This is a genomic window from Acetobacterium tundrae (assembly GCF_008086615.1).
Classification (GTDB): domain Bacteria; phylum Bacillota; class Clostridia; order Eubacteriales; family Eubacteriaceae; genus Acetobacterium; species Acetobacterium tundrae.
The window spans coordinates 1-19,913 of record NZ_RXYB01000002.1 but is presented as its reverse complement, the minus strand read 5'-3'; the positions used below and the strand labels follow the sequence as shown (position 1 = coordinate 19,913).

Here is a 19,913-nt window from a genome sequence, read left to right as displayed (position 1 = left end):
CTTGCTTTATCAGCATCTATACTAATAAAATATTTATCTGTAATCTTAAACAGTCGAAATTATTATAACCTAAGTTTGAATTATATCAAATTCTTTTTTATAATTCCGCCACCGAGAACCTGACGTCCTCGATAAAAAACCAGGGCTTGTCCAGGTGTCGGTGCTCTAACCGACTCCCTACAGTGGACAATGGCTTGACCATTGTTAAGACATTCAACATTTCCGTAATAATGATTACCCCAACGACACGTTTTAAAAGTCAATTCACTTCCGGTTAAATCTGCTCCTGAATGCAAGTATAACTGTTCGATCCATATTTCATTCTTAAAAAGAGCCGCTTCTTCATCCAGGACAACCGTGTTTGTCTCTGGAATAATGTCAATCACCACCAAACGTTTTGACTGTTTGATTCCCAAGCCGCGGGTCTGACCCAGTGTAAATCCATGAATGCCCCGATGGATTCCCAGTATTTTTCCAGCAGTATCCACGAAATTCCCGGGTAGTGTCGGGTTTGAACCAAAAACAGCTTCCTTCAGAAACAGCGTATGATTCTTTTTCGGAATAAAGCAAATCCCCTGGCTTTCATTTCCAGTTGATAGATCTGGTAATAATACCTTAATGCTTTGTCTGACCGCATCTTTCGAACGAAAGCAATCAAGCGGGAATAATACTCGACTTAATACATTCTGATCCAAATGATATAAAAAATAGGACTGATCCTTGTCCTGATTCAGGCTTGCCAAAAGTTTAAATTCATCTCCCACTTTTACAACCTCGGCATAATGACCGGTTGCGATTAAAGCATGATCATTTCTGTCTGCAAATTCGGTCAGCAATTTAAATTTCATTTCCCGATTACACAACAGACAGGGGTTGGGCGTCTGTCCTTTTTTGTAGCCAGCAATGAACGGCTCGATGACCTTTTCTTGAAACTGCTTTTGGGCATGCACAATATGGTGCTTTATTCCCAGTCTTTCGGCCACTAATCCAGCGGCTGCCAAGGTTTTTTCCGAACCAAAAAAATCGAAGGTTACGCCAATAACCTCGTAACCTTCTTTTATTAATTGATAGGCAGAAGCGGCACTATCAATTCCACCACTTAATCCGATAATAACTTTTTTTTTACACATTAGCTCAACATTCTTTTCTTTAATTTTAACGCTCACTTATTTTAATAAGCTTAGACTCTTTCTTTTCGATCAAAGCTACTTTAGTTTTTAAAGAATTTAATTCCAGTGAATTATCTCGTTTTTCTTCCCAAACCGGCAAGCCTTTATTGACTTCAATCAGATTGACAATTTCTTCCGTTAACCAGGGATTACAAACAAGCACTGGACCCAGCGTATTGGTGAAAATTCCTTTTCCGCTCCGGGCACCCTCGAATTTTGTATTGCCAGTATTTCCATAACCGTATATCAGTTGTCCAAATGGTGATTCTTCCTGAATCTCAACATGCATCATTTGGATTTGATTCCCAATAATTTCCATTTTATTACCATTGTATTGGCAATGATAATAAAGATCGTCACCATAAACAACATGACTCTCATAGACTTCAAGATTGACGATCCCCAGTCCTTTTATGCTGCTGTTATCGTCGCGGTGTATTTCTTCTCCAAAAATTCCTATCGATGTGCCGGTAACAAGCATCGGACGGTTTTCAATAAACGTCATAAGAGCCTCATTATGAGGCTTCAAAAATTCAATCACCGGTTTAAAATGGACGATTTCCCCAGGCGGACAGAAAATGAAATCATAATCCATAGGATCAAAATCTTTTGTTTCCAGGTTAATCTGAAACACCTCCACTTTATAGCCGCGCCGCAATCCTTCAGCTTTTATCGCTAAAATATTGCCCCGATCACCATGAAGGTTAAATGTATTAGGAAAGAGCCACCCTATTTTTAATATCATATCCATTAATTCTGCCCTCCTTCGATAAATTTCTTCATCTTTTCGAAAGTAGAAATCCATGTGATTAAATAAATATTATTGGTTTCTGCCTTATCAATTTCTGCAAATATTTCTTTTATATTATCGCTGTCCATAATGGTTATATCTTCTTTGTCGACCCCTTCGTAAATGAGTCGGTTTGCGGTATCATAGGAAACATGTTCCGAAAAGCAAAGGTAACGTTCCACCTTTGAGTCAATCAGGGGTTTAAAATCACAATCAAAGGCATAAAAGGTGTTGGCATAGTGCGGAATAAAGTCAACCAACGTATAAAGCCCTAATGCCACCATTTTTTCTTGTTTATCAAACGCCATGATATTCAATGCACTTTGAAGCGTATCGGGATTTTCCTGTTTGATCCGCATGTATTTGATCGTTTTGTCTTTATACTTCAGAACTTCAAACCGTCCTCCAATATTCTTGAAATTATTGAAGGCTTTGGCCGCTTTTTGAGGGGAAATATCACAGATCTCCTGGCAAATTGCCAGCGCCCCGGCATAATTATAAAACATAAAAGGCAAATCATATGGCATGTTATAGTCAACGCCTTTGAGTTTAAATGTTTTTTCTTTAAAATTAATATCATTTACTTGATATTCCGGGATTGTCTCACTGGCATAACCGCAAAAATCGCAATGGAAGGCTCCGATACTGTCCACGTTATAATAATCAAACACCATGTCATGATGACATTTTAGGCAGGCTTGAGTTGGATAGTCGATCCCTTTGTTAAAGGACTCATCATGACGCTCAACCCCGTAGTATACCGAGCGGTATGAACTTTCTTCAAAGGAACGAGAACGCGGTTCTTCATTGTTTAAAATCAATGTCATTTGGGGATTAATCACTTCTTTTAACTTACGATAAATAAAATCAGGATCGCCATTTCTTTGGACCTGATCTTTTTGCAGATTAGTAATCAACATATTTTCTGCCGGCAATTGAGCATATACGAGTGGCAGATATCGCTCATCGGTCTCAAAAATAAAATAATCTGCCTTTAGTTTTCCGGTCAGTGTTGATTCTTTTGCTAATATCGTCGCAATTCCACTTAAAAGGTTGGCTCCTTCAATATTTGATATGATTTTTTTTCCATTTTCTTTTAGAATATGATCAACTAAATTGGTTGTCGACGATTTTCCATTCGTTCCGGTAATAAATATTACTTTTGAATAGTCAATATTTTTAAAATTCTTCACAAAGCTAGGATCAATTGCCAAAGCTTTTTCTCCTGGAAGATTCGTTCCACGATCCTTGCTGACAAGATTAATGGCAACGCCAAGTATTTTTGCCAACCAAAGTGCAAAATAAAATTTCATTATGAATAGCCTCTCTTTTTAAATATCTTTGTTTTTTAATTTTTTTCTAATCACAGCTAATATTCCTTCATTACCAGAATTGACTTCCGGATCTGGCTTTTCTGCTTTATCGGCATCTTCTGTTTGACTCCAACTCATTTGTGCCGCACCGGCAACAACTGCTCCAACAAAGCAGGCTGTACTAAACATACTGACCAATCCAATAATCATTGCAACGAGTTCGCTAAAAATCATACCATCGACCCGAACAGGAATAATATCCCCGTAACCAACAGTAGCAAATGTCATGATCAGATAATACAACATATCAAAGGCATCCAAACTTCGATTTAAACTTGAAGCATAAAAACCATGATTTATTTTAAAACAATTATAAACCATCAGATACAATATTCCCAGTTCGCTGATAACCAAAACCAGCATACCCTTTAGAATACTGGCAGTCACTTGATATTTTCGATGTTTCGACACCGAACTTCGCAGCAAATTTGGATTAGCAATGGCGCTTATCATTACCGAAAAGCATAAAATCAATGCAACACCTAAACCAATTAGCCCAATGGATAAACTCGGTGGCGAAATAAAATTCGCAAACAATACAAAAGAGTGGCCCAATATTAAATAATAAATGAGTTGAACAAAACGGGATACGACATTATTTTGAAATTCATCCAATTTCATAAAAAAATGCTGTACAAAAATAACAACAACAATAAAAGCTGCAAAGCTCCCTAAAACAGCTATTAACTCCTGGGGCAAAATAGTATGGTGACTTGAAACCACAATGAGCGAGATGACTAATAAAACGCCGGTCACGGTCAAAATTCCCTGATATTGATTGCTAACGGTTAATTTTACAAAGAAACGTCTGAATGGCTTGATTTTATGCTTGCCATTCTGTGTTAGTTCTCTTACATACTGATCTTTGTTATAAAAAAGGAAAAGCTCAAAAATAAAAAGGAAAACGATAAATAAATCATAAATAATAATAATGACATTTCCATCTGCCAGGTTATTATTAACCGACAACTCATTCATTATCTGATTCATTAACGTCCTCTTTCCTGTTTATCTAAACCATTAATTAGAATCAACTTTTGCTTTCTTGTCATTTTCTTTATTGCCGCTTCGCGAATAAGCGCTTCTGATTTTGTCTCAAATTCTTCCCAAAAAACTAAATTCACCGGAAGACGAGAACGCGTATATTTTGCACCATTTCCTGAATTATGAACCTTTACTCGCGCTTCTATGTTTTTGGTCCAGCCAGTATATAATGTACCATCTTTACATTCTACGATATAAACGTAAGCTTTGTCTATCATTTGTTTGTCTTTCTTTCATTTTTGGTTCTTATCATTTTTTTATCTTAAATTAATGCGATTCTTTATATAATAGCAATAATTTCATCAAAAGAAAAAAAGATCCCTAAAAGGGATCTTATTTGTTTTTGTGAATTGTTCCTAGAAATTGCTGTTTCTTGGTCTTCTAGTTTGTTTTCTTTTTGTGCGACATTCACGACATCTTTTTGGTTCATTATCAAAACCTTTTTCCTGGTAGAATTCTTGTTCACCAACTGTAAACACAAATTCTTCACCACAATCTTGACAAATTAAAGTTCTGTCTTCCATGAGTTACCTCCACTTAATTTTACTGTACAGGATCTGATTATTCTTTTTAAATGGAGCATGGACGTATTGTCTTAACGTGGTTACCATTTATGAACTTTTAATCATTATCTATACTGGTGACATTATACAATATTCTTGTCATTTTGTCACCTTTTTTTTTATTTTTTTATTGAGTTAAATTCTTTTTTCGTATATATTTAATACTATCATTTCAATTATAAGGAGATAAATCATGAGAGATCATCGTTTAATAAATTATGCCCACAGCCTTGTCAACTATTCCCTTTATGTAAAAAAGAATGAATGGGTCGTCATCCGCGGTTCAGATTTGGCCATGCCGCTCATTAAAGAATGCTATCGAGAAATATTGAAAGTCGGTGCACATCCCAGTGTTTTACTCATTCCGGATGGTATTTCTGAAATCATGTTGAAGGAAGCCAGCAATGACCAGCTGCAATTTAATTCACCCTTAATGATGGAAGCTTATTCAAAGGCCGATAAAGTCCTCACTATTTTAGGAAACAATAATTTAAAAGCGCTCACATCGATACCAAGTGAACGAATTGCACTTCAACGTCGTGCCGGAGCTCCCCTTACCAAAATCTTTAATGACCGTATTTCTCTTGGCTTGATGGATTGGACCCTGTGCCTCTATCCCACTGAAAGCGGTGCTCAAGAAGCCAATATGTCCCTGGAAGAGTACGAAAATTTTGTTTTTGAAGCCTGTCTCATTAATACCCCAAATCCGATTGCTTCCTGGAAAAAAATCCATGATGATCAGCAAGCAATGGTTAACTATTTAAATACCAAAAAAAATTATCATGTGATTGCCAAAGACACCGACTTAACCTTAAGCACTGACAACCGAACCTGGATAAACTCAGACGGTCACCATAATTTTCCCAGTGGCGAAGTTTTTACCGCCCCGGTCAGAGAAAGTGTTAATGGCACCATTCGTTTTACGTTCCCCGGCATTTACAGTGGACAGGAAATTGAAGACATCAGGCTTACCTTTGAAAATGGTAGAGTTACCGATGCCACCGCCAAACGTGGCGAAGATTTGCTTTTGTCTCTGATTGATACAGATGAAGGTTCGCATTTTGCCGGCGAATTCGCAATTGGTACCAATTATGGTATCACAAAATTTACGAAAAACATGCTTTTCGACGAAAAAATAGGTGGTACGATTCATCTAGCCCTTGGCAGCTCCTATCCCGAGTGTGGTCCTGTCAATGATTCTCTGCTTCATTGGGATATGTTATGCGACATGAAAGATGGCGGAGAAATCTATGCCGATGACGAGCTATGTTATAAAAACGGAAAATTTTTAAAGCGATAAATGGGATTCAGCTTTCCCATACCTTGTATTGTAAAAAAAGGCACTTTATGATATTATTGGCTGATATGAAAAACAGGAGGATTTTAATGGAGCCCACAGAAAAAAAGACAAATTTTATTACCAATGCAATTGATCATGATATCGACAACAAGGTCTACACCAATGATCGTGTTCACACCCGCTTTCCACCGGAACCAAACGGTTATTTACATATAGGTCATGCTAAAGCTTCGCTTCTCAATTACCGTATTTCGCAAGAATATCAAGGAAAATTCAATCTGCGTTTTGATGACACCAATCCCAGTAAAGAGGATATGGAATACGTTGATTCCATTAAAGAAGACCTTGCCTGGTTAGGCATCAAATGGGATGATCGTCTCTTTTTTGCTTCCAGTTATTTCGATAAAATGGCAGCCTATGCTGTTGAACTGATAAAAAAGGGATTGGCCTTTGTGGATGACCTCACCTCTGAGGAAATGCGCGAGTACCGAGGAAATCTTACCGAACCGGGCAAAGAAAGTCCCTACCGTTCACGAAGTGTGGAAGAAAATCTGGAACTTTTCGAGCAAATGAAATGTGGCAAACTACCTGAAGGATCACGGGTTCTCCGGGCAAAAATCGATATGGCCAGCCCTAACATGAATATGCGGGATCCCGCAATCTACCGGATTCTTCACATCAAACATCACACCGCTGATAAGGACTGGTTTATATTCCCGATGTATGATTATGCTCATCCCATCGAAGATGCGATTGAGGGCATCACTCACTCATTGTGCACCTTGGAATTTGAAGACCATCGTCCTTTTTACGAATGGGTTTTATCAAATCTTGATGATTTTCAAAATGAGCCGCCACGACAGATCGAGTTTGCAAAACTCAATTTGACCAAAACAATTATTGGAAAACGTTATTTAAAACAGCTAGTTGACGAAAAAATCGTTGATGGATGGGACGATCCCCGTCTGGCAACGATTTCAGGTTTGCGCCGAAGAGGCTATACCCCTGAATCCATTCAGGCCTTTTGTGAAGCCATTGGGGTTGCCAAAACCAATAGTACCGTGGATATTGCCATGCTTGAACATTTTATCAGAGATGACTTGAAGCTAAAGGCACCCCGGTTAATGACAGTAATGGATCCCTTGAAAGTGACCATTACCAATTATCCGGAAGATCAGGTGGAATGGGTTGAACTGCCGCTCAATCAGGAAGATCCGGATATGGGAAACTATACTACCCCATTTAGCCGTGAAATATTTGTTGAAAAAGCTGATTTTATGGAAGCGCCTCCGAAAAAATACTATCGTTTATTTCCTGGCAATGAAGTTCGTTTAAGAGGCGCTTATTTTATCACCTGCAACGAAGTTGTCAAAGACGAAGACGGCAATGTTATTGAGTTGAAATGCACCTATGATCCGGCTACCCGTTCTGGCAGCGGTTTTTCCGAACGAAAAGTTAAAGGTACCATCCATTGGGTCGATATCAATCACGCCAAAGAAATTGAAGTTCATCTTTATGATTATCTCATTGATGATGAGGCGGGAATAAACAAAGACAACTTCCTTGAACACATCAATCCCAATTCTCTTGAAATTGTTAAAGCCTACGCTGAACCTGAAGTTATGAAGGCAACTCCGTATGAAAAATTTCAGTTTATTCGAAACGGATTTTTCTCAGTTGATCCAAAATATTCAACGCCCGCGAAGCTGGTCTTTAACGAAATTGTTTCCCTGAAAAGCTCCTGGAAACCCTCTAAATAATAAGCATTCCCATTGTATCCATCTGGATGCAATGGGAATTTTTATGCAAGAAAATAATTTACCGTTTATTCTTCACTCTTTTTAATCTGAAAAATTCTTCCCTTTCTTTCTCTTCAATCGTATCCTGAATATATTTGATCTCCTCCTTTAACCGGGGAATCTGAATTTTATCCAATGCATTGGCACTTTTTTGGGTCTTTTTAATTTCCAGGGATAGTTTGAAAGCAGTTGTTTCAACTTGTGCTAATTGATAACATAAATACTTCACATCTGAAAACTTCTTTAGCGCAATATCCAAGGCCGGATTATTCTCATAAAAGCCATAGGGTAAAACTTTTTCTTCTTCATTTGCATAAATCACTTCAGGTATATCAACCCCCATTACCCCTCTGGCACGAATATCAAAAGGCAACTCCGGGTTCACGGATAATGCAAACTCCTCTAAATGATTAAGACCCATGCTGATACAAGCCTGTTGCAAAGCCTCGTAAGCTTCGCCAAATAATTGTCCAATTTCTTTCTCAATAAGCTCAGCTTTCTTGACCAACTGCATGATTTCCTGAATTAATATGGTCCTTTTTTTATCTAAAAGGTCATATCCTTTTTCGGAAAAATTCAACCGGCCTTTTGTTTTTATCAGGTTCGCCTTGGTTGGTGTGATTTTTATGGCCATAATACCACCACCTATGATTCCTGAGAAAAATATTTTTTAATGTTCTCTGGACTTAACCGGTCAAGTTCAGTCAATGGCAGTAACGAAAGAAGCCGCCATCCCAAGTCAAGACTTTCAATTATATTCCGACTTTCATCAAACCCCTGATTTAAAAATTCTGCCTCAAAAGCCCGACCAAAAGCCATGTATTTTTTATCTGTCTGACTTAAATCTTCTTCACCAATAATCTGTGACAAAGTTCTTACTTCCTGAACCTTTGAATATGATGCAAAAAGTTGATTGGTAACATCAGCATGATCTTCTCGAGTAAAACCTTCACCGATGCCATCTTTCATCAATCGCGATAGCGATGGTAAAACTGCTACCGGCGGATAAATGCTTCTTTGAAACAGATCTCTGCCTAAAACAATCTGTCCCTCGGTAATATACCCGGTCAGATCCGGAATTGGATGGGTAATATCATCATTCGGCATGGTTAAAATTGGTAAAAATGTTATGGATCCTTTGCGATCCCTAAGCATTCCCGCACGTTCATAAAGAGCTGCCAAATCCGAATACATATACCCGGGATAACCTTTTCGACTAGGCACCTCTTCTCTTGCGGATGAAATTTCTCTTAGCGCTTCACAGTAGCTTGTCATATCTGTCATAACAACTAAAACATGCATGTTTTTTTCAAAAGCAAGGTACTCGGCTGCGGTTAACGCACAACGCGGGGTTGTGATTCTCTCGGCTATGGGATCATCCGCATAGTTGACAAACATAACCACATGATCCATGATGTTAGCCTCGCTGAAACTCTTTCTAAAAAACTTTTCATCATCATGTTTGACGCCAATCGCAGCAAAAACGACGCCAAAAACTTCGCCGGTATTCTCGCCCAATTGTGCCTGTTTGACAATCTGAGCTGCCAGTTCATTATGAGGCAGACCATTTCCCGAAAAAATCGGCAGCTTTTGACCGCGAATTAACGTTGCCAGTGTGTCTATTGATGAAATGCCTGTTTGGATAAAATTTCGCGGATATTCCCTTGACATCGGATTAATTGGCCGCCCATTAATATTCGCTTCAATGGCACTGAAAATAGCACTGCCATTATCAATTGGTTCGCCAACACCATTGAAAATACGGCCCTGCAAATCCAAAGACATCGGTAAATTAAAGGACTCTCCAGTAAATTTAATAATGCTGTTCCCAGCCGCCAGACCGGCGGTATTTTGGAAAACTTGAATGATTACATTTTTTTCTTCAATTTTGATAACTTTTCCTTTTTTTATACTTCCTGTATCAATATCAATAATATCAACAACTTCACCATAAAAAACATCATCCACCTCAGATATTTCAATAAGGGGACCAATTACCTTGTCAATTTTTAAATATTCTTTTTTCATTGTTCCCCTCCAAATCTACATATTTTTTTAAAAGTTTATCGTAGAACCTGTCAATATCATCCTTTAGTCGGTCAATACCGCTGAGATCATCGTTTGGAATCGTATATTTCATTTTTATAAATTGATTAAAAATATCTAAATCCTTAAGCTGAGATGTTGGTATTCCTAGTTTTAATCCCTCCCGACCCTTTTCATAGAGATATTCAATCGATTTTAACATGGCATATTGTTTTTCCAGCGGCACATAGGTATCTTCTTTGTTGTAGGCATTCTGTTGAAGATAACCAACCTTAATTATTTTTGCGATTTCCAGAATCCAGCGCTGATCATCTGGCAGAACATCCTCACCCACAAGCATAACCATTTCCAAAAGTTTATTCTCTTCATATAAAAGTTCAAGCATTTTATTTCGTAACTCGATACAGTCTTCAGCGACATTGTCTTCATACCAATCGGATAGGATTTTTATGTATCCACTATAGCTTTCCAGCCAGTTAATGGCAGGATAATGCCGAGCGTAAGCAAGATTTTTATCAAGCGCCAAAAAAACATTTACAAAACGCTTAGTATTCTCCGTAACTGGTTCTGAAAAATCTCCTCCTGCCGGTGAAACCGCGCCGATAATCGTAATGGATCCCTCACCGCCGCCCAGGGTTTCAACGCTTCCGGCCCGTTCATAAAATTCTGCAATTCGCGAAGGCAAATAGGCCGGATATCCTTCTTCCGCCGGCATCTCTTCGAGTCGGCCGGATATTTCTCGCAAGGCTTCTGCCCACCGGGAAGTTGAATCAGCCATCAACGCTACTGCATAACCCATATCACGATAATATTCGGCAATGGTAACGCCAGTATAAATACTCGCTTCGCGAGCGGCAACCGGCATATTTGAGGTGTTGGCAATCAGTACCGTTCGTTCCATAATTGATTTTCCTGACTGCGGATCCAGCAGTTTTGGGAACTCTTCAATGACCTCCGTCATTTCATTGCCCCGTTCGCCACAGCCGATATAAACAATAATATCGGCATCTGACCATTTTGCCAACTGATGCTGGGTCATGGTTTTACCGGTTCCAAAGCCGCCGGGAATTGCGGCCGTACCGCCTTTGGCGATCGGAAAAAAAATATCGATCACTCGCTGTCCGGTTACCAAAGGTACTAAAGTTTCACGTCGATATGCATTCGGACGGGGTGTTCGCACCGGCCATTCCTGAGCCATTTTCAATTCATGAAATTCTTTTTTTTCATCCTGTATTTTTACCAGCACGGCTTCAATTGTGTACAAGCCATTTGTAACAACCTCAACGACGGTTCCGGAAATATTAGGCGGAACCATCAATCGATTTTGAATCACTTCGGTTTCTTGCACCAGCCCAAAAATATTCCCTTCTGCTAAAACATCGCCAAGCTTGGCAGTGATCGTTGTATCCCAAAGTTTTTTGTCATCAATGGAGAGCAATCCAATCCCTTCAGGAATATAAACCGGAGATATTTCTTGAATTTTCTTGAGCGGTCGCTGAATGCCATCAAACATATTTTTTAATAATCCGGGTCCTAATTTCAAACTGAGTGGCCGGCCGGTTGGGATAATGACTTCACCGGTTTTGAGGCCCTCTGTTTCTTCATACACCTGAACCGTTCCGATATCTCCTTCTAAGACAATGACTTCACCGATAAGTTGTTTTTCACCAACCGTAACCATTTCCCGCATTTTAAAAGAAGACATATTTTTTCCTTTAATGACCGGACCATTGATCGCGGAAATAATTCCGATTTCCTTATTAATTTTACTCATCACCATTTAGTTCACCTGTTTTTCCATAAACTCATTTAGAGTCATTCCGATGAATTTATATTTGTTGTTGATTAAATTTTCAACAGAAAAATCACAGTGAATTCGACTTTCGGCATCTTCAACAACGATCCCACCAATACTGTCTTTTATTTCCTTCCGATATTCAACGGTATAATCAATCATCTGATCGTTAATCAATGTTTTAACATAATCTAAATCCCTTTTGTTCACAAAAACTACCAGCTCTCTTTTTTCTCCAAATATTTCAGGAATTCCGGTCATGCAATTTCTGAGATAATCACGGTATACATCCGTTACTACAAATTCTTTCGCTTTTGCCATAATCAATTGATTAAAGTCAATCAGAATATGATTTTTTTCTTCAAGTTCCAGTGTTTTAGCCCTGTTTTTACCCTCTGAGATAATTTTATTCTTGTCTCGGAAAATGATTTTTTTATTGTGCTCCTCAATATTTTTTTTTTCTTTCTCGATTTTTTGTTTCGATGCTTCCAGCAATTCTAGCTGTTTACTCTTCACCTCTTCAATGATGCCCTTTCCCCTTGTTCTTTCCTTATTTAAAAGATACTGGGAAAATACGCGAAGTTTTTCTTCAACTGAAATCATTTTGATCACTTCCTTACAATCCCACAGATTCTTTAATATACCGCATAATCATGCCCTCTTCTCTTTGATATCCATATCGGTCAGGAATGATTGTTATTAACGGCACAAAGTATTTTTTCTTTGCTTCTAAAACCTCATCTTCAATCATCAGAGAAGCTTTTTCACTAAGAAAAACAATCCCGATTTCTTTGTTTTTCAGTGCTTCTTTAAACGCTATCTCGATTTCATTTTTTTTTCTTAAATAGACACCTTCGATGCCAGCCAATTTCATTCCCAAATAAGAATCCCGATTCTCACTGATAATGTATGATTTCATTTTATAATTTTCCAATAATCAGAATTGCAATAATCAAACCATAGATAGCAACCCCTTCTGCAAGTCCAACATAGATCAGGGTTTTTCCAAGTATTTTAGGATCTTCCGATACTGCACCCAGAGCTGCCGAGCCAACAACGCCCACCGCATAGCCGGCTCCTGCACAGGCAAAACCAGTCGAGAGCGCCGCTGCAATGTAACCTAAACCAGCGTCTGTAAATCCGTTAGAGGCACCGGTTGTCGCTGCTGCCACAATATTGGGTGCCATAAAAATTAAAGCTGCCGCAACCATCGGAATAAATGTCGTAAGATTAATGCGCAAAAATCGTTTCATTTTCGAACGATTCTCACTGCAATCATTGTAAAGAAAATAGACCCCAAAGGCAATGGTTCCTAATACTAACAAGTTTGCTCCAATTGCTATGAGTGTAAGCACATTCATTATTTTTCTCCTTTAAAATTAATTTATTTCCAGATCGATCGGTTTGAACTCGATTCCGTCACCGGTGTAATATTTGCTGAACAATTCATAGAACTGCAATCTTAGTGCCTGAATCGAAACGATTAAACCTTCTAATGTAATGATAAAAATATTCGCAAAAATAAGTATTCCCACACTCATCACGCCGTTTTGAACCATCACGGCAAGTGTTTGAAAAGCCATAAACAAGCCAACATGGGTTAGGGCAAAGGCACCGATTCTAATGAATGAGAGCGTATTGCTTAACATTCCCAGAAGCATTTCGAAAATTTCAAATCCACTTTCAACATAATATTCTGATACCTCCTCCTGATAAAGCTGTTTACTTTTAAATAGATAATTTGAAAGCGGCTCCCGGATAAGAACAATCACCACCATTAGAATCGCAATTCCTATTAATATCAGATTAAATAGCCCTGACTGTTTGAAAATACCCATATTGAGTCCTAAAAGGCCTAAAAGTGACGAGTATAAAATTAATCCACAAATACCATCTTTTCCAAAAACACCTTCTTTTATTTCTTTTTTCTTCAATTTATTGATAATACTGTAAATATACGCAACTAAAAGCATCATCATACCAATGATAACCGCCGTCATTAACATGGTATTGATCTCATCAAATGGCCTGATCCAAACTGGTTTAATGATCTCTTCAAATCCGAAAACGCTGCCGTACATAAATCCGAAAAAAACGGAGCAAATGCCTAATCGCAACAGCACTTTTCCAAGTTCCACGCCTTTTTTCCCAAGAATGAATCCAACAACTGATAAAATAAAACCCTGTCCGATGTCACCAAACATAAATCCGAAACAAAACATATACGTAATACTTAGAAAAGGCGTCGGATCCAGTTCGTCAAATGAAGGAACCCCATACATCTTCACCAGTGCTTCAAAAGGACTAAAAAACCAGTTATTCTTTAATTTTGTCGGCGGTTTTCCGCTGCCACTATTTATTTCAAAAAACATCATAATCAAATCTGGATATTTTTTTCCAATATTTTCCATTTTTTCTTTATCTCGTTTTGAAATCCACCCAGAAAAATAGAAATTTTTCTCGCTGAAAGCCATGTATTTTTCAATGATGTTCAGATTTCCATATAAACTAAGCGTATTGAAACTAGCTGCTGCATCTTTTCGACTTTCTTCTAAATGGATATTTAACTTTTTAAACAGAACCGCACATTTCACTTGTAATTCACTGATCTTTTCTTCAATCAATTGAAGAATTTCTCTGGGCGTTTCAGTATAATCCGAACGAAAGCCTTCAATCGATTTATAATTAAGAGCTTTTAGTATGCGATGGGATTCTATTTCAAAATCCTTCGGAGTGATAATCATAAATACTTCTTCATTATCTTGCTGGTTCCCAACATGAAACACAATTGAAGTGACGCTATTATATATGCTTTTCAAACGAGCGGCATTGTCCTTTGTAACCGAGCCGATACTATAGGAGAAATTTTCTAAACTGTCAAGCTCGGACATTCGAGCATTCACTTCATTGATGTATGAATAAGCGGTTCTGCTTTTCTTCAACTCTTCAATTTGAATATTGATGTGCGTGATTTCATCATACTCAGCAACGATATTGCGTTCAAATTCAGCGACTTTTTCTAACGCCTTGTCAAGATCAGTTTCCCCATTTGCCAAAGAATTCATATTCAACTTTAAGGATCCTTTATAAAGCTCATTCAACTTATATACCATTTTTATATAGTTTTTTTCTCCCATTTTCGCTTCCCCTGAGATGAGCTGCGAAAACCCCAAAAGTCCATTAATGTTTTCTTCTTGTATGGGAAGAATAAACCTGCCGGAATCTATTTCACGCATGGCATCAATAATTTGGATGTCATTGAAAAGAAAAATATCTTTAGTAAATTTGTCAACATCTTCAATCTTTCCCACGACATCCATCATGATTACATTCTCAATTGCCATTTAGACCCTCCTTTCACATCCTAGTCAAAGGATCTGATTAAATAATATTTTATTTCTGCCGGCTCCATTCGATATCGCTTGCTCTCAATAATTGAAGTTATATCCGCAATTTCGAAATCTAATAATTGAATATATGCAAACGCCCTGCCTAAGTTATCGCTTCCTATCCTAAATAGTTTTAAATATAGATAATATAGATACCTTTTCATTCGCCGCTCCATATACAGATCAATGGTTTTCGTATGATTAAATAAAAACGCATAATCTGAATTAATCAATTGTTCCTTCATTTCTTCTGTGTTCTTTGCTTCAACAAGATTTGATAAACGCCTCTCATTAATTTCCAATCCACCTCTCAATGAATAGGCAATCAACACTTCGCGCGAAAGATTATAAAACTTTCTGCCACGATAAATCCATACCAAATTATGCAAATCAAAATTTCGCTGTTGGGCCTTAATCAAATCTCGATTAATTTTTTTATCCAGTTCAAGCATTCTTTTTTTTAACAAATCATAATAATATCGATCCAAACTCTTTTCAATCATCACCAAATCCTGCTCAATTGAGGCATCTTTAAAAATTTCCAGGACCCGATAATAATCAGTGTCAATAAGCAGTTTTTTAAATTTCTCCCAATCTTTTACACGAAGCAAACGTTCAAAAGGCACATTTGTATATTTCTTAGAGTATCCAATAAGGTCTCGTAAGGATTCCAAATCGTCGTTTCTGGCAATACCACGAATTAAAACTATCAGAGATTCCACCTCTAGCTGAACTAAAAGCATTTTAAAAAACGATTTATCCTTACCATATAAATAATGCATGAGTTTTTCAGTTTCCTTGACCTTGAAATCACTTAAGCATACCTCAATCTCCGTGCGATGAAGATTTAACGGATCCAGATTTTTTAAAAACTCGCCGTAATAGGTATGATCTCTTAAATACAGAAATACAGCTGTCATATTTTTCGCTTTGATCAGCTCAAGATAATCCAATTCTCTGATTTTTTGAGCCTTCATGGCAAGTGTTTTTACACTTATGCATGCATATTTACTTTTAGACATATAATTTCTCACTTTTCTCTAAATTCAAAATTTATATTTAAATATGATCAGTTGGCGTTTTGAATAATATCTCCAGGACTTCGATTGCCTTTTCTTCTTTTTTCTCATCATACCGATAGCGCACTTGTAGCAAATCTTTCTCCATTGAATTGATAATTGAAATGCGTTCCTCTTTTGCTTTTGTCATTTCGATTTCATAATTTTTTTTCGCCAGCTTCTGAGCATTTTCTGATTCAACTTTTTCTCTTTCTTTGATATTATTTTTTGCTTGTTCCAATATTTCGACTGCCCTTGCATCAACATTTTTTTTAATGTCGATTGCCTTTTTATCCAGATTTATAATTTCCCTAATAACAATATTAATATCCGCATCTTCACTGTGTAACATAAAAGTGCTCCTTTCCTACAACATGTAATATGCTGTTTTAAAGTTATTTTATACTATTTTTATTATGTTTTTAATAATGATTATTAAAATGATGTGAAATTTAATGAAATGACCTGCACAGCTTGCGACGGCACCATTCAACGAAAACTTAACCAAATTAATGGCATTAAAGCAGTGGGAACTTGTACGTCATTTTTATATGGTGTAGTCGTCGTTTTCATCCTCGTTTATGGTTTTCTAAAGATAATATGGAATTAGTCCATCAATGTGGACATGAATTGTATTTTGAATCAATAACCGTTATATTAGTATTAATTACCCTCGGTAAATATTTTGAAACAAAAACCAAAGGAAGAACTTCTCAATCCATTGAATAATTAATGAAGATTGATGACATGAGTTGTCAACATTGTGTAAAACGAGTCGAAACGAAACTCAATGCAATTGATGGCATTGATGATGCGGTTGTCATCGCTGCCTTAACAGAAGCTGGTTATCCGGCTTCACTGCTCTCGTAAAAGCTTTAGAAAAAATCTTAAGAATAAACTGACGTTGTGTTTAAATTAAATATTTAAAGTGTTCCAACAAATGTCTACTTAACAAAATAGTGCCGCTCTAACGTTATATAAAATATAAAGTTAGAGCGGCACTGTTTTTAATATGGTTATATCAGTAAATGATTTACCGGTATTTTAATATCCACCTTAGCTCCGCCAGTTTTATCCGATTTAAATAACTTTACACTGCCACCATGATTTTTTACAAGATTATCCACAATATACAAACCTAATCCATAATGTTCCCTTGAATTTCGGCTTTTCTCTCCTTGATAAAACGGTTCCAATGCTGACTTCATTTCTTCACGTGAAAATCCTTTCCCGGAATCTTCCACTGTAAAATAGAGAAACTTTCTTTTTTCAGATACATTTAAAAGGATCTCTCCACCTGTCGGTGTATGTACCACCGCATTAGAAATCACATTCATCAGACCACGCTTTATTGCTGTTTCATCCACGGTGATAATAGCTGGAACCGACTCTTGAATCAGAGTGAATCTAATGTTTTTCTGGCCCGCGATTAACCGAGCATCCGAAATGATTGTCGCCATTAATGTTGTAAAAGAAATATCCTTAAAGACCAGATTATTTTCTTTTTCAGACTCAATGATATCCATCAGAATCATTAGATATCGTTCCATATCGGCAACACTTTTTTGAACACTGACACTGCAGACACGCTGTTCTTCATTAAGCTCCGTTTCCTCAATTAATTCTGCTTCAACATAGACTTCTTTGGCGGCGAGGTGAAATCGCAGCCCGGATATGGCAAACACATTTTGCTTTTCTCGATGATCCCTTCTGAGATGGGCCTCCCCCCTCGCTCTTAATTCACCAATTCCAAACGGTTTTGTAATATAGTCATCGCCACCAACACGAAGACCAGTAATTAAATCGGTTTCCATGACTTTAGCAGTAAGAAAAATAATTGGACAATCCACCAATCCACGTATTTTCCGACAACATTCATAGCCATCCATATCCGGCATCATCACATCTAAAAGAATTAGGTCATAATTTGAAAACTGGTTTTCTTGTATATTCAGCGGGCTGACTACTGTTGTTACGCGATGACCGGTTTTTTCAAGTGCCCGTTTTATAATCATTAGGATTTCTTTTTCATCATCAACTGCTAAAATATTTGCCATATTTCTGTATCCTTAAATTAAAAATCTTCAAATTTCGCTCCAACTATTGCTATTTTTTATCCTATCAATCCAAACACTAAACTTAACTTTCGATGCAATTTTTTGATTCATAATTAGAAAACCAAACAATTGCCGCAACTAATAGCGAAGCAGTTAAAACAGTTGCTGTCACGATACCAAACTGCACATCTCCCATCATCGACATCAGATAATCTGGATCACTAATCGAGAGCGAATAATATCCCGTAAATCGGATACCCCAAGTAGTTCCACTCCAATCATTATTTTGGCAATCCATATTTTTTTCAAGTCAATCGGTAATGAGATAACGGCGCGATTTCCCATTTTTCCGTCCTTCTGCATCAATATTCCACTAATAATGGTAATGTAAAGGGGCAAAATCATACTATACCACCAGTTATAATTATCTACCATAAAAAAATCACATGCCAGAAAGAAAGATAGAAGAATGGTTGCAAGCGGCGCTAGAAGAGCTAGTCTCGGAATCGCTGTATGCCTTATTTTTATATTTTCCGCTTTTAAATATGTTGTCATCTATGCTTCAACCCTTCGGTACTTTGCTGCTGTTTCTAAAAACAGTTTTTCTAAATTATCGCCTAATTTTAGTTCATTCTGATAACCAAGAACACCTCCGGAGATAATTCCAACATGGTCAGCAATCTGTTCAACTTCACTTAATATATGACTGGAAAGAATGACTGTAATTCCTTTCTCCGGAAATGAACGGATCAACTCACGCAATTCCTGTATTCCAATGGGATCCAGCCCATTGGTAGGCTCATCTAATATTAAAAGTTTTGGATTGTTTAAAAGTGCAATCGCCACACCAAGACGCTGCTTCATACCCATTGAGAAATTACCAGCTTTCTTTTTTCCGGTATCCCTTAGATCCACAATTTCTAAAACCTCATCAATTTTAGTATCAGGAATTTCTAATACCAGGGTACGTACCTTCAAATTTTCCCTCGCTGACAAATTTTCATATAAAGGTGCTGATTCAATCAACGAACCAATCTGTGAAAGATCATTTCTCGACCAGAGATGATTATTGAAAATAATTTCTCCATCAGTAGGTTTTAACATGCCTGTAATCATTTTTAGAATCGTGGATTTTCCAGCTCCATTTGGTCCTAATAGACCATACACTGAATTTCTTTCGAGTGATAAAGAAATATTTTTCACTGCTACCTGTTTTTTAAATGTCTTAGTAAGACTTCTTGTTTCTAATATAATGTCTTTCATTATAATTACTCCTTTTTCTTTTGATATTTATATGATAAAGGGTAATTGTAAGGATTTTATAAGGATTTAAAAACATTTATTTAATCACTATGAAATTATCGGCAATAAAAAAACCGCAATCTCTTGCAGTCCTGTTTTTTAAATGGTGACCCATGGGCGACTTGAACGCCCGACACCCTGATTAAAAGTCAGATGCTCTACCAACTGAGCTAATGGGTCATAAAATATTTAATTGTGTTTGTCTTCATACGTTGATGTAATCCAGTT

General features: G+C 37.2%; 20 protein-coding genes, 1 tRNA gene and 2 pseudogenes. 3 read left to right on the top strand and 20 right to left on the bottom strand.

Features of this window, described 5'->3' with window-relative positions; genetic code table 11:
• Positions 1 to 80: 80 nt before the first annotated feature.
• The 6 genes from mnmA to FZC40_RS01575 all read right to left on the bottom strand — a co-directional run bounded on the left by mnmA (position 81) and on the right by FZC40_RS01575 (position 4,900).
• Positions 81 to 1,166 (bottom strand): tRNA 2-thiouridine(34) synthase MnmA, encoded by a 1,086-nt coding sequence (gene mnmA / locus FZC40_RS01600; RefSeq protein WP_279233303.1) that lies wholly within the window; start codon positions 1,164 to 1,166, stop codon positions 81 to 83.
• Positions 1,156 to 1,920, bottom strand: coding sequence for a type 1 glutamine amidotransferase (locus tag FZC40_RS01595; RefSeq protein WP_148602198.1), 765 nt, complete (start codon positions 1,918 to 1,920; stop codon positions 1,156 to 1,158). Before FZC40_RS01595 ends, mnmA begins: the two co-directional genes overlap by 11 nt.
• The gene (locus tag FZC40_RS01590; RefSeq protein ID WP_148602197.1) at positions 1,920 to 3,272 is read right to left on the bottom strand and encodes a MurT ligase domain-containing protein; all 1,353 of its coding nucleotides are present in this window, start codon (positions 3,270 to 3,272) and stop codon (positions 1,920 to 1,922) included. Before FZC40_RS01590 ends, FZC40_RS01595 begins: the two co-directional genes overlap by 1 nt.
• Before the next feature lie 18 nt (positions 3,273 to 3,290).
• The gene (locus FZC40_RS01585; protein ID WP_148602196.1) at positions 3,291 to 4,322 is read right to left on the bottom strand and encodes a potassium channel family protein; all 1,032 of its coding nucleotides are present in this window, start codon (positions 4,320 to 4,322) and stop codon (positions 3,291 to 3,293) included.
• The gene (locus tag FZC40_RS01580) at positions 4,322 to 4,594 is read right to left on the bottom strand and encodes a GIY-YIG nuclease family protein (protein WP_186843853.1); all 273 of its coding nucleotides are present in this window, start codon (positions 4,592 to 4,594) and stop codon (positions 4,322 to 4,324) included. Before FZC40_RS01580 ends, FZC40_RS01585 begins: the two co-directional genes overlap by 1 nt.
• 138 nt (positions 4,595 to 4,732) lie before the next feature.
• Positions 4,733 to 4,900, bottom strand: a complete 168-nt coding sequence (locus FZC40_RS01575; protein ID WP_041668887.1) for a zinc-ribbon domain-containing protein — start codon at positions 4,898 to 4,900, stop codon at positions 4,733 to 4,735.
• A gap of 232 nt (positions 4,901 to 5,132) precedes the next feature.
• Here FZC40_RS01575 and FZC40_RS01570 point away from each other — a divergent pair, with 232 nt between their 5' ends.
• Complete coding sequence (locus tag FZC40_RS01570; protein ID WP_148602195.1) at positions 5,133 to 6,239, top strand: aminopeptidase; 1,107 nt, start codon at positions 5,133 to 5,135, stop codon at positions 6,237 to 6,239.
• Between the two features lie 86 nt (positions 6,240 to 6,325).
• On the top strand, positions 6,326 to 7,999 hold the full coding sequence (locus FZC40_RS01565; protein ID WP_186843854.1) for a glutamine--tRNA ligase/YqeY domain fusion protein: 1,674 nt from the start codon (positions 6,326 to 6,328) through the stop codon (positions 7,997 to 7,999).
• Between the two features lie 58 nt (positions 8,000 to 8,057).
• Here FZC40_RS01565 and FZC40_RS01560 read toward each other — a convergent pair whose 3' ends face one another.
• Genes FZC40_RS01560 through FZC40_RS01520 form a run of 9 tightly spaced genes read right to left on the bottom strand, consistent with a single transcriptional unit; the run spans position 8,058 to position 16,678 of the window.
• Positions 8,058 to 8,672 carry a V-type ATP synthase subunit D gene (locus FZC40_RS01560; RefSeq protein WP_148602193.1) on the bottom strand — a complete coding sequence of 205 codons (615 nt, stop codon included), beginning with the start codon at positions 8,670 to 8,672 and terminating at the stop codon, positions 8,058 to 8,060.
• Between the two features lie 11 nt (positions 8,673 to 8,683).
• The gene (locus FZC40_RS01555) at positions 8,684 to 10,066 is read right to left on the bottom strand and encodes a V-type ATP synthase subunit B (protein WP_148602192.1); all 1,383 of its coding nucleotides are present in this window, start codon (positions 10,064 to 10,066) and stop codon (positions 8,684 to 8,686) included.
• Positions 10,041 to 11,858 (bottom strand): V-type ATP synthase subunit A, encoded by a 1,818-nt coding sequence (locus FZC40_RS01550; RefSeq protein ID WP_148602191.1) that lies wholly within the window; start codon positions 11,856 to 11,858, stop codon positions 10,041 to 10,043. Before FZC40_RS01550 ends, FZC40_RS01555 begins: the two co-directional genes overlap by 26 nt.
• Positions 11,859 to 11,864: 6 nt before the next feature.
• Complete coding sequence (locus FZC40_RS01545) at positions 11,865 to 12,482, bottom strand: V-type ATP synthase subunit E (protein WP_148602190.1); 618 nt, start codon at positions 12,480 to 12,482, stop codon at positions 11,865 to 11,867.
• Between the two features lie 13 nt (positions 12,483 to 12,495).
• Positions 12,496 to 12,798 carry a V-type ATP synthase subunit F gene (locus tag FZC40_RS01540; RefSeq protein WP_148602189.1) on the bottom strand — a complete coding sequence of 101 codons (303 nt, stop codon included), beginning with the start codon at positions 12,796 to 12,798 and terminating at the stop codon, positions 12,496 to 12,498.
• A gap of 1 nt (position 12,799) precedes the next feature.
• Positions 12,800 to 13,240 carry an ATP synthase subunit C gene (locus tag FZC40_RS01535; protein ID WP_148602188.1) on the bottom strand — a complete coding sequence of 147 codons (441 nt, stop codon included), beginning with the start codon at positions 13,238 to 13,240 and terminating at the stop codon, positions 12,800 to 12,802.
• 18 nt (positions 13,241 to 13,258) lie between these two features.
• Positions 13,259 to 15,223 (bottom strand): V-type ATP synthase subunit I, encoded by a 1,965-nt coding sequence (locus FZC40_RS01530; protein ID WP_148602187.1) that lies wholly within the window; start codon positions 15,221 to 15,223, stop codon positions 13,259 to 13,261.
• Positions 15,224 to 15,243: 20 nt separating this feature from the next.
• The gene (locus FZC40_RS01525) at positions 15,244 to 16,290 is read right to left on the bottom strand and encodes a V-type ATPase subunit (RefSeq protein ID WP_243135718.1); all 1,047 of its coding nucleotides are present in this window, start codon (positions 16,288 to 16,290) and stop codon (positions 15,244 to 15,246) included.
• Between the two features lie 37 nt (positions 16,291 to 16,327).
• Positions 16,328 to 16,678 carry a hypothetical protein gene (locus FZC40_RS01520; protein WP_148602186.1) on the bottom strand — a complete coding sequence of 117 codons (351 nt, stop codon included), beginning with the start codon at positions 16,676 to 16,678 and terminating at the stop codon, positions 16,328 to 16,330.
• Between the two features lie 380 nt (positions 16,679 to 17,058).
• Between FZC40_RS01520 and FZC40_RS01515 the strand changes: the two genes are divergently transcribed.
• On the top strand, positions 17,059 to 17,196 hold the full coding sequence (locus tag FZC40_RS01515) for a cation transporter (protein WP_148602185.1): 138 nt from the start codon (positions 17,059 to 17,061) through the stop codon (positions 17,194 to 17,196).
• A 146-nt stretch (positions 17,197 to 17,342) separates the two neighbouring features.
• On the opposite strand, the pseudogene FZC40_RS17330 reads toward FZC40_RS01515, so the two are convergent.
• The 5 genes and pseudogenes from FZC40_RS17330 to FZC40_RS01495 all read right to left on the bottom strand — a co-directional run.
• Positions 17,343 to 17,678: pseudogene (locus FZC40_RS17330) on the bottom strand (ATP-binding protein); the annotation flags it as partial.
• Positions 17,679 to 17,906: 228 nt separating this feature from the next.
• A pseudogene (locus tag FZC40_RS17325) lies at positions 17,907 to 18,383 on the bottom strand (response regulator transcription factor); the annotation flags it as partial.
• 204 nt (positions 18,384 to 18,587) lie between these two features.
• Positions 18,588 to 18,938, bottom strand: a complete 351-nt coding sequence (locus tag FZC40_RS01505) for a lantibiotic immunity ABC transporter MutE/EpiE family permease subunit (protein ID WP_148602183.1) — start codon at positions 18,936 to 18,938, stop codon at positions 18,588 to 18,590.
• Positions 18,939 to 19,646 (bottom strand): lantibiotic protection ABC transporter ATP-binding protein, encoded by a 708-nt coding sequence (locus tag FZC40_RS01500; RefSeq protein ID WP_148602182.1) that lies wholly within the window; start codon positions 19,644 to 19,646, stop codon positions 18,939 to 18,941.
• A 143-nt stretch (positions 19,647 to 19,789) separates the two neighbouring features.
• Positions 19,790 to 19,865, bottom strand: a tRNA-Lys gene (locus tag FZC40_RS01495).
• Positions 19,866 to 19,913 lie beyond the last annotated feature (48 nt).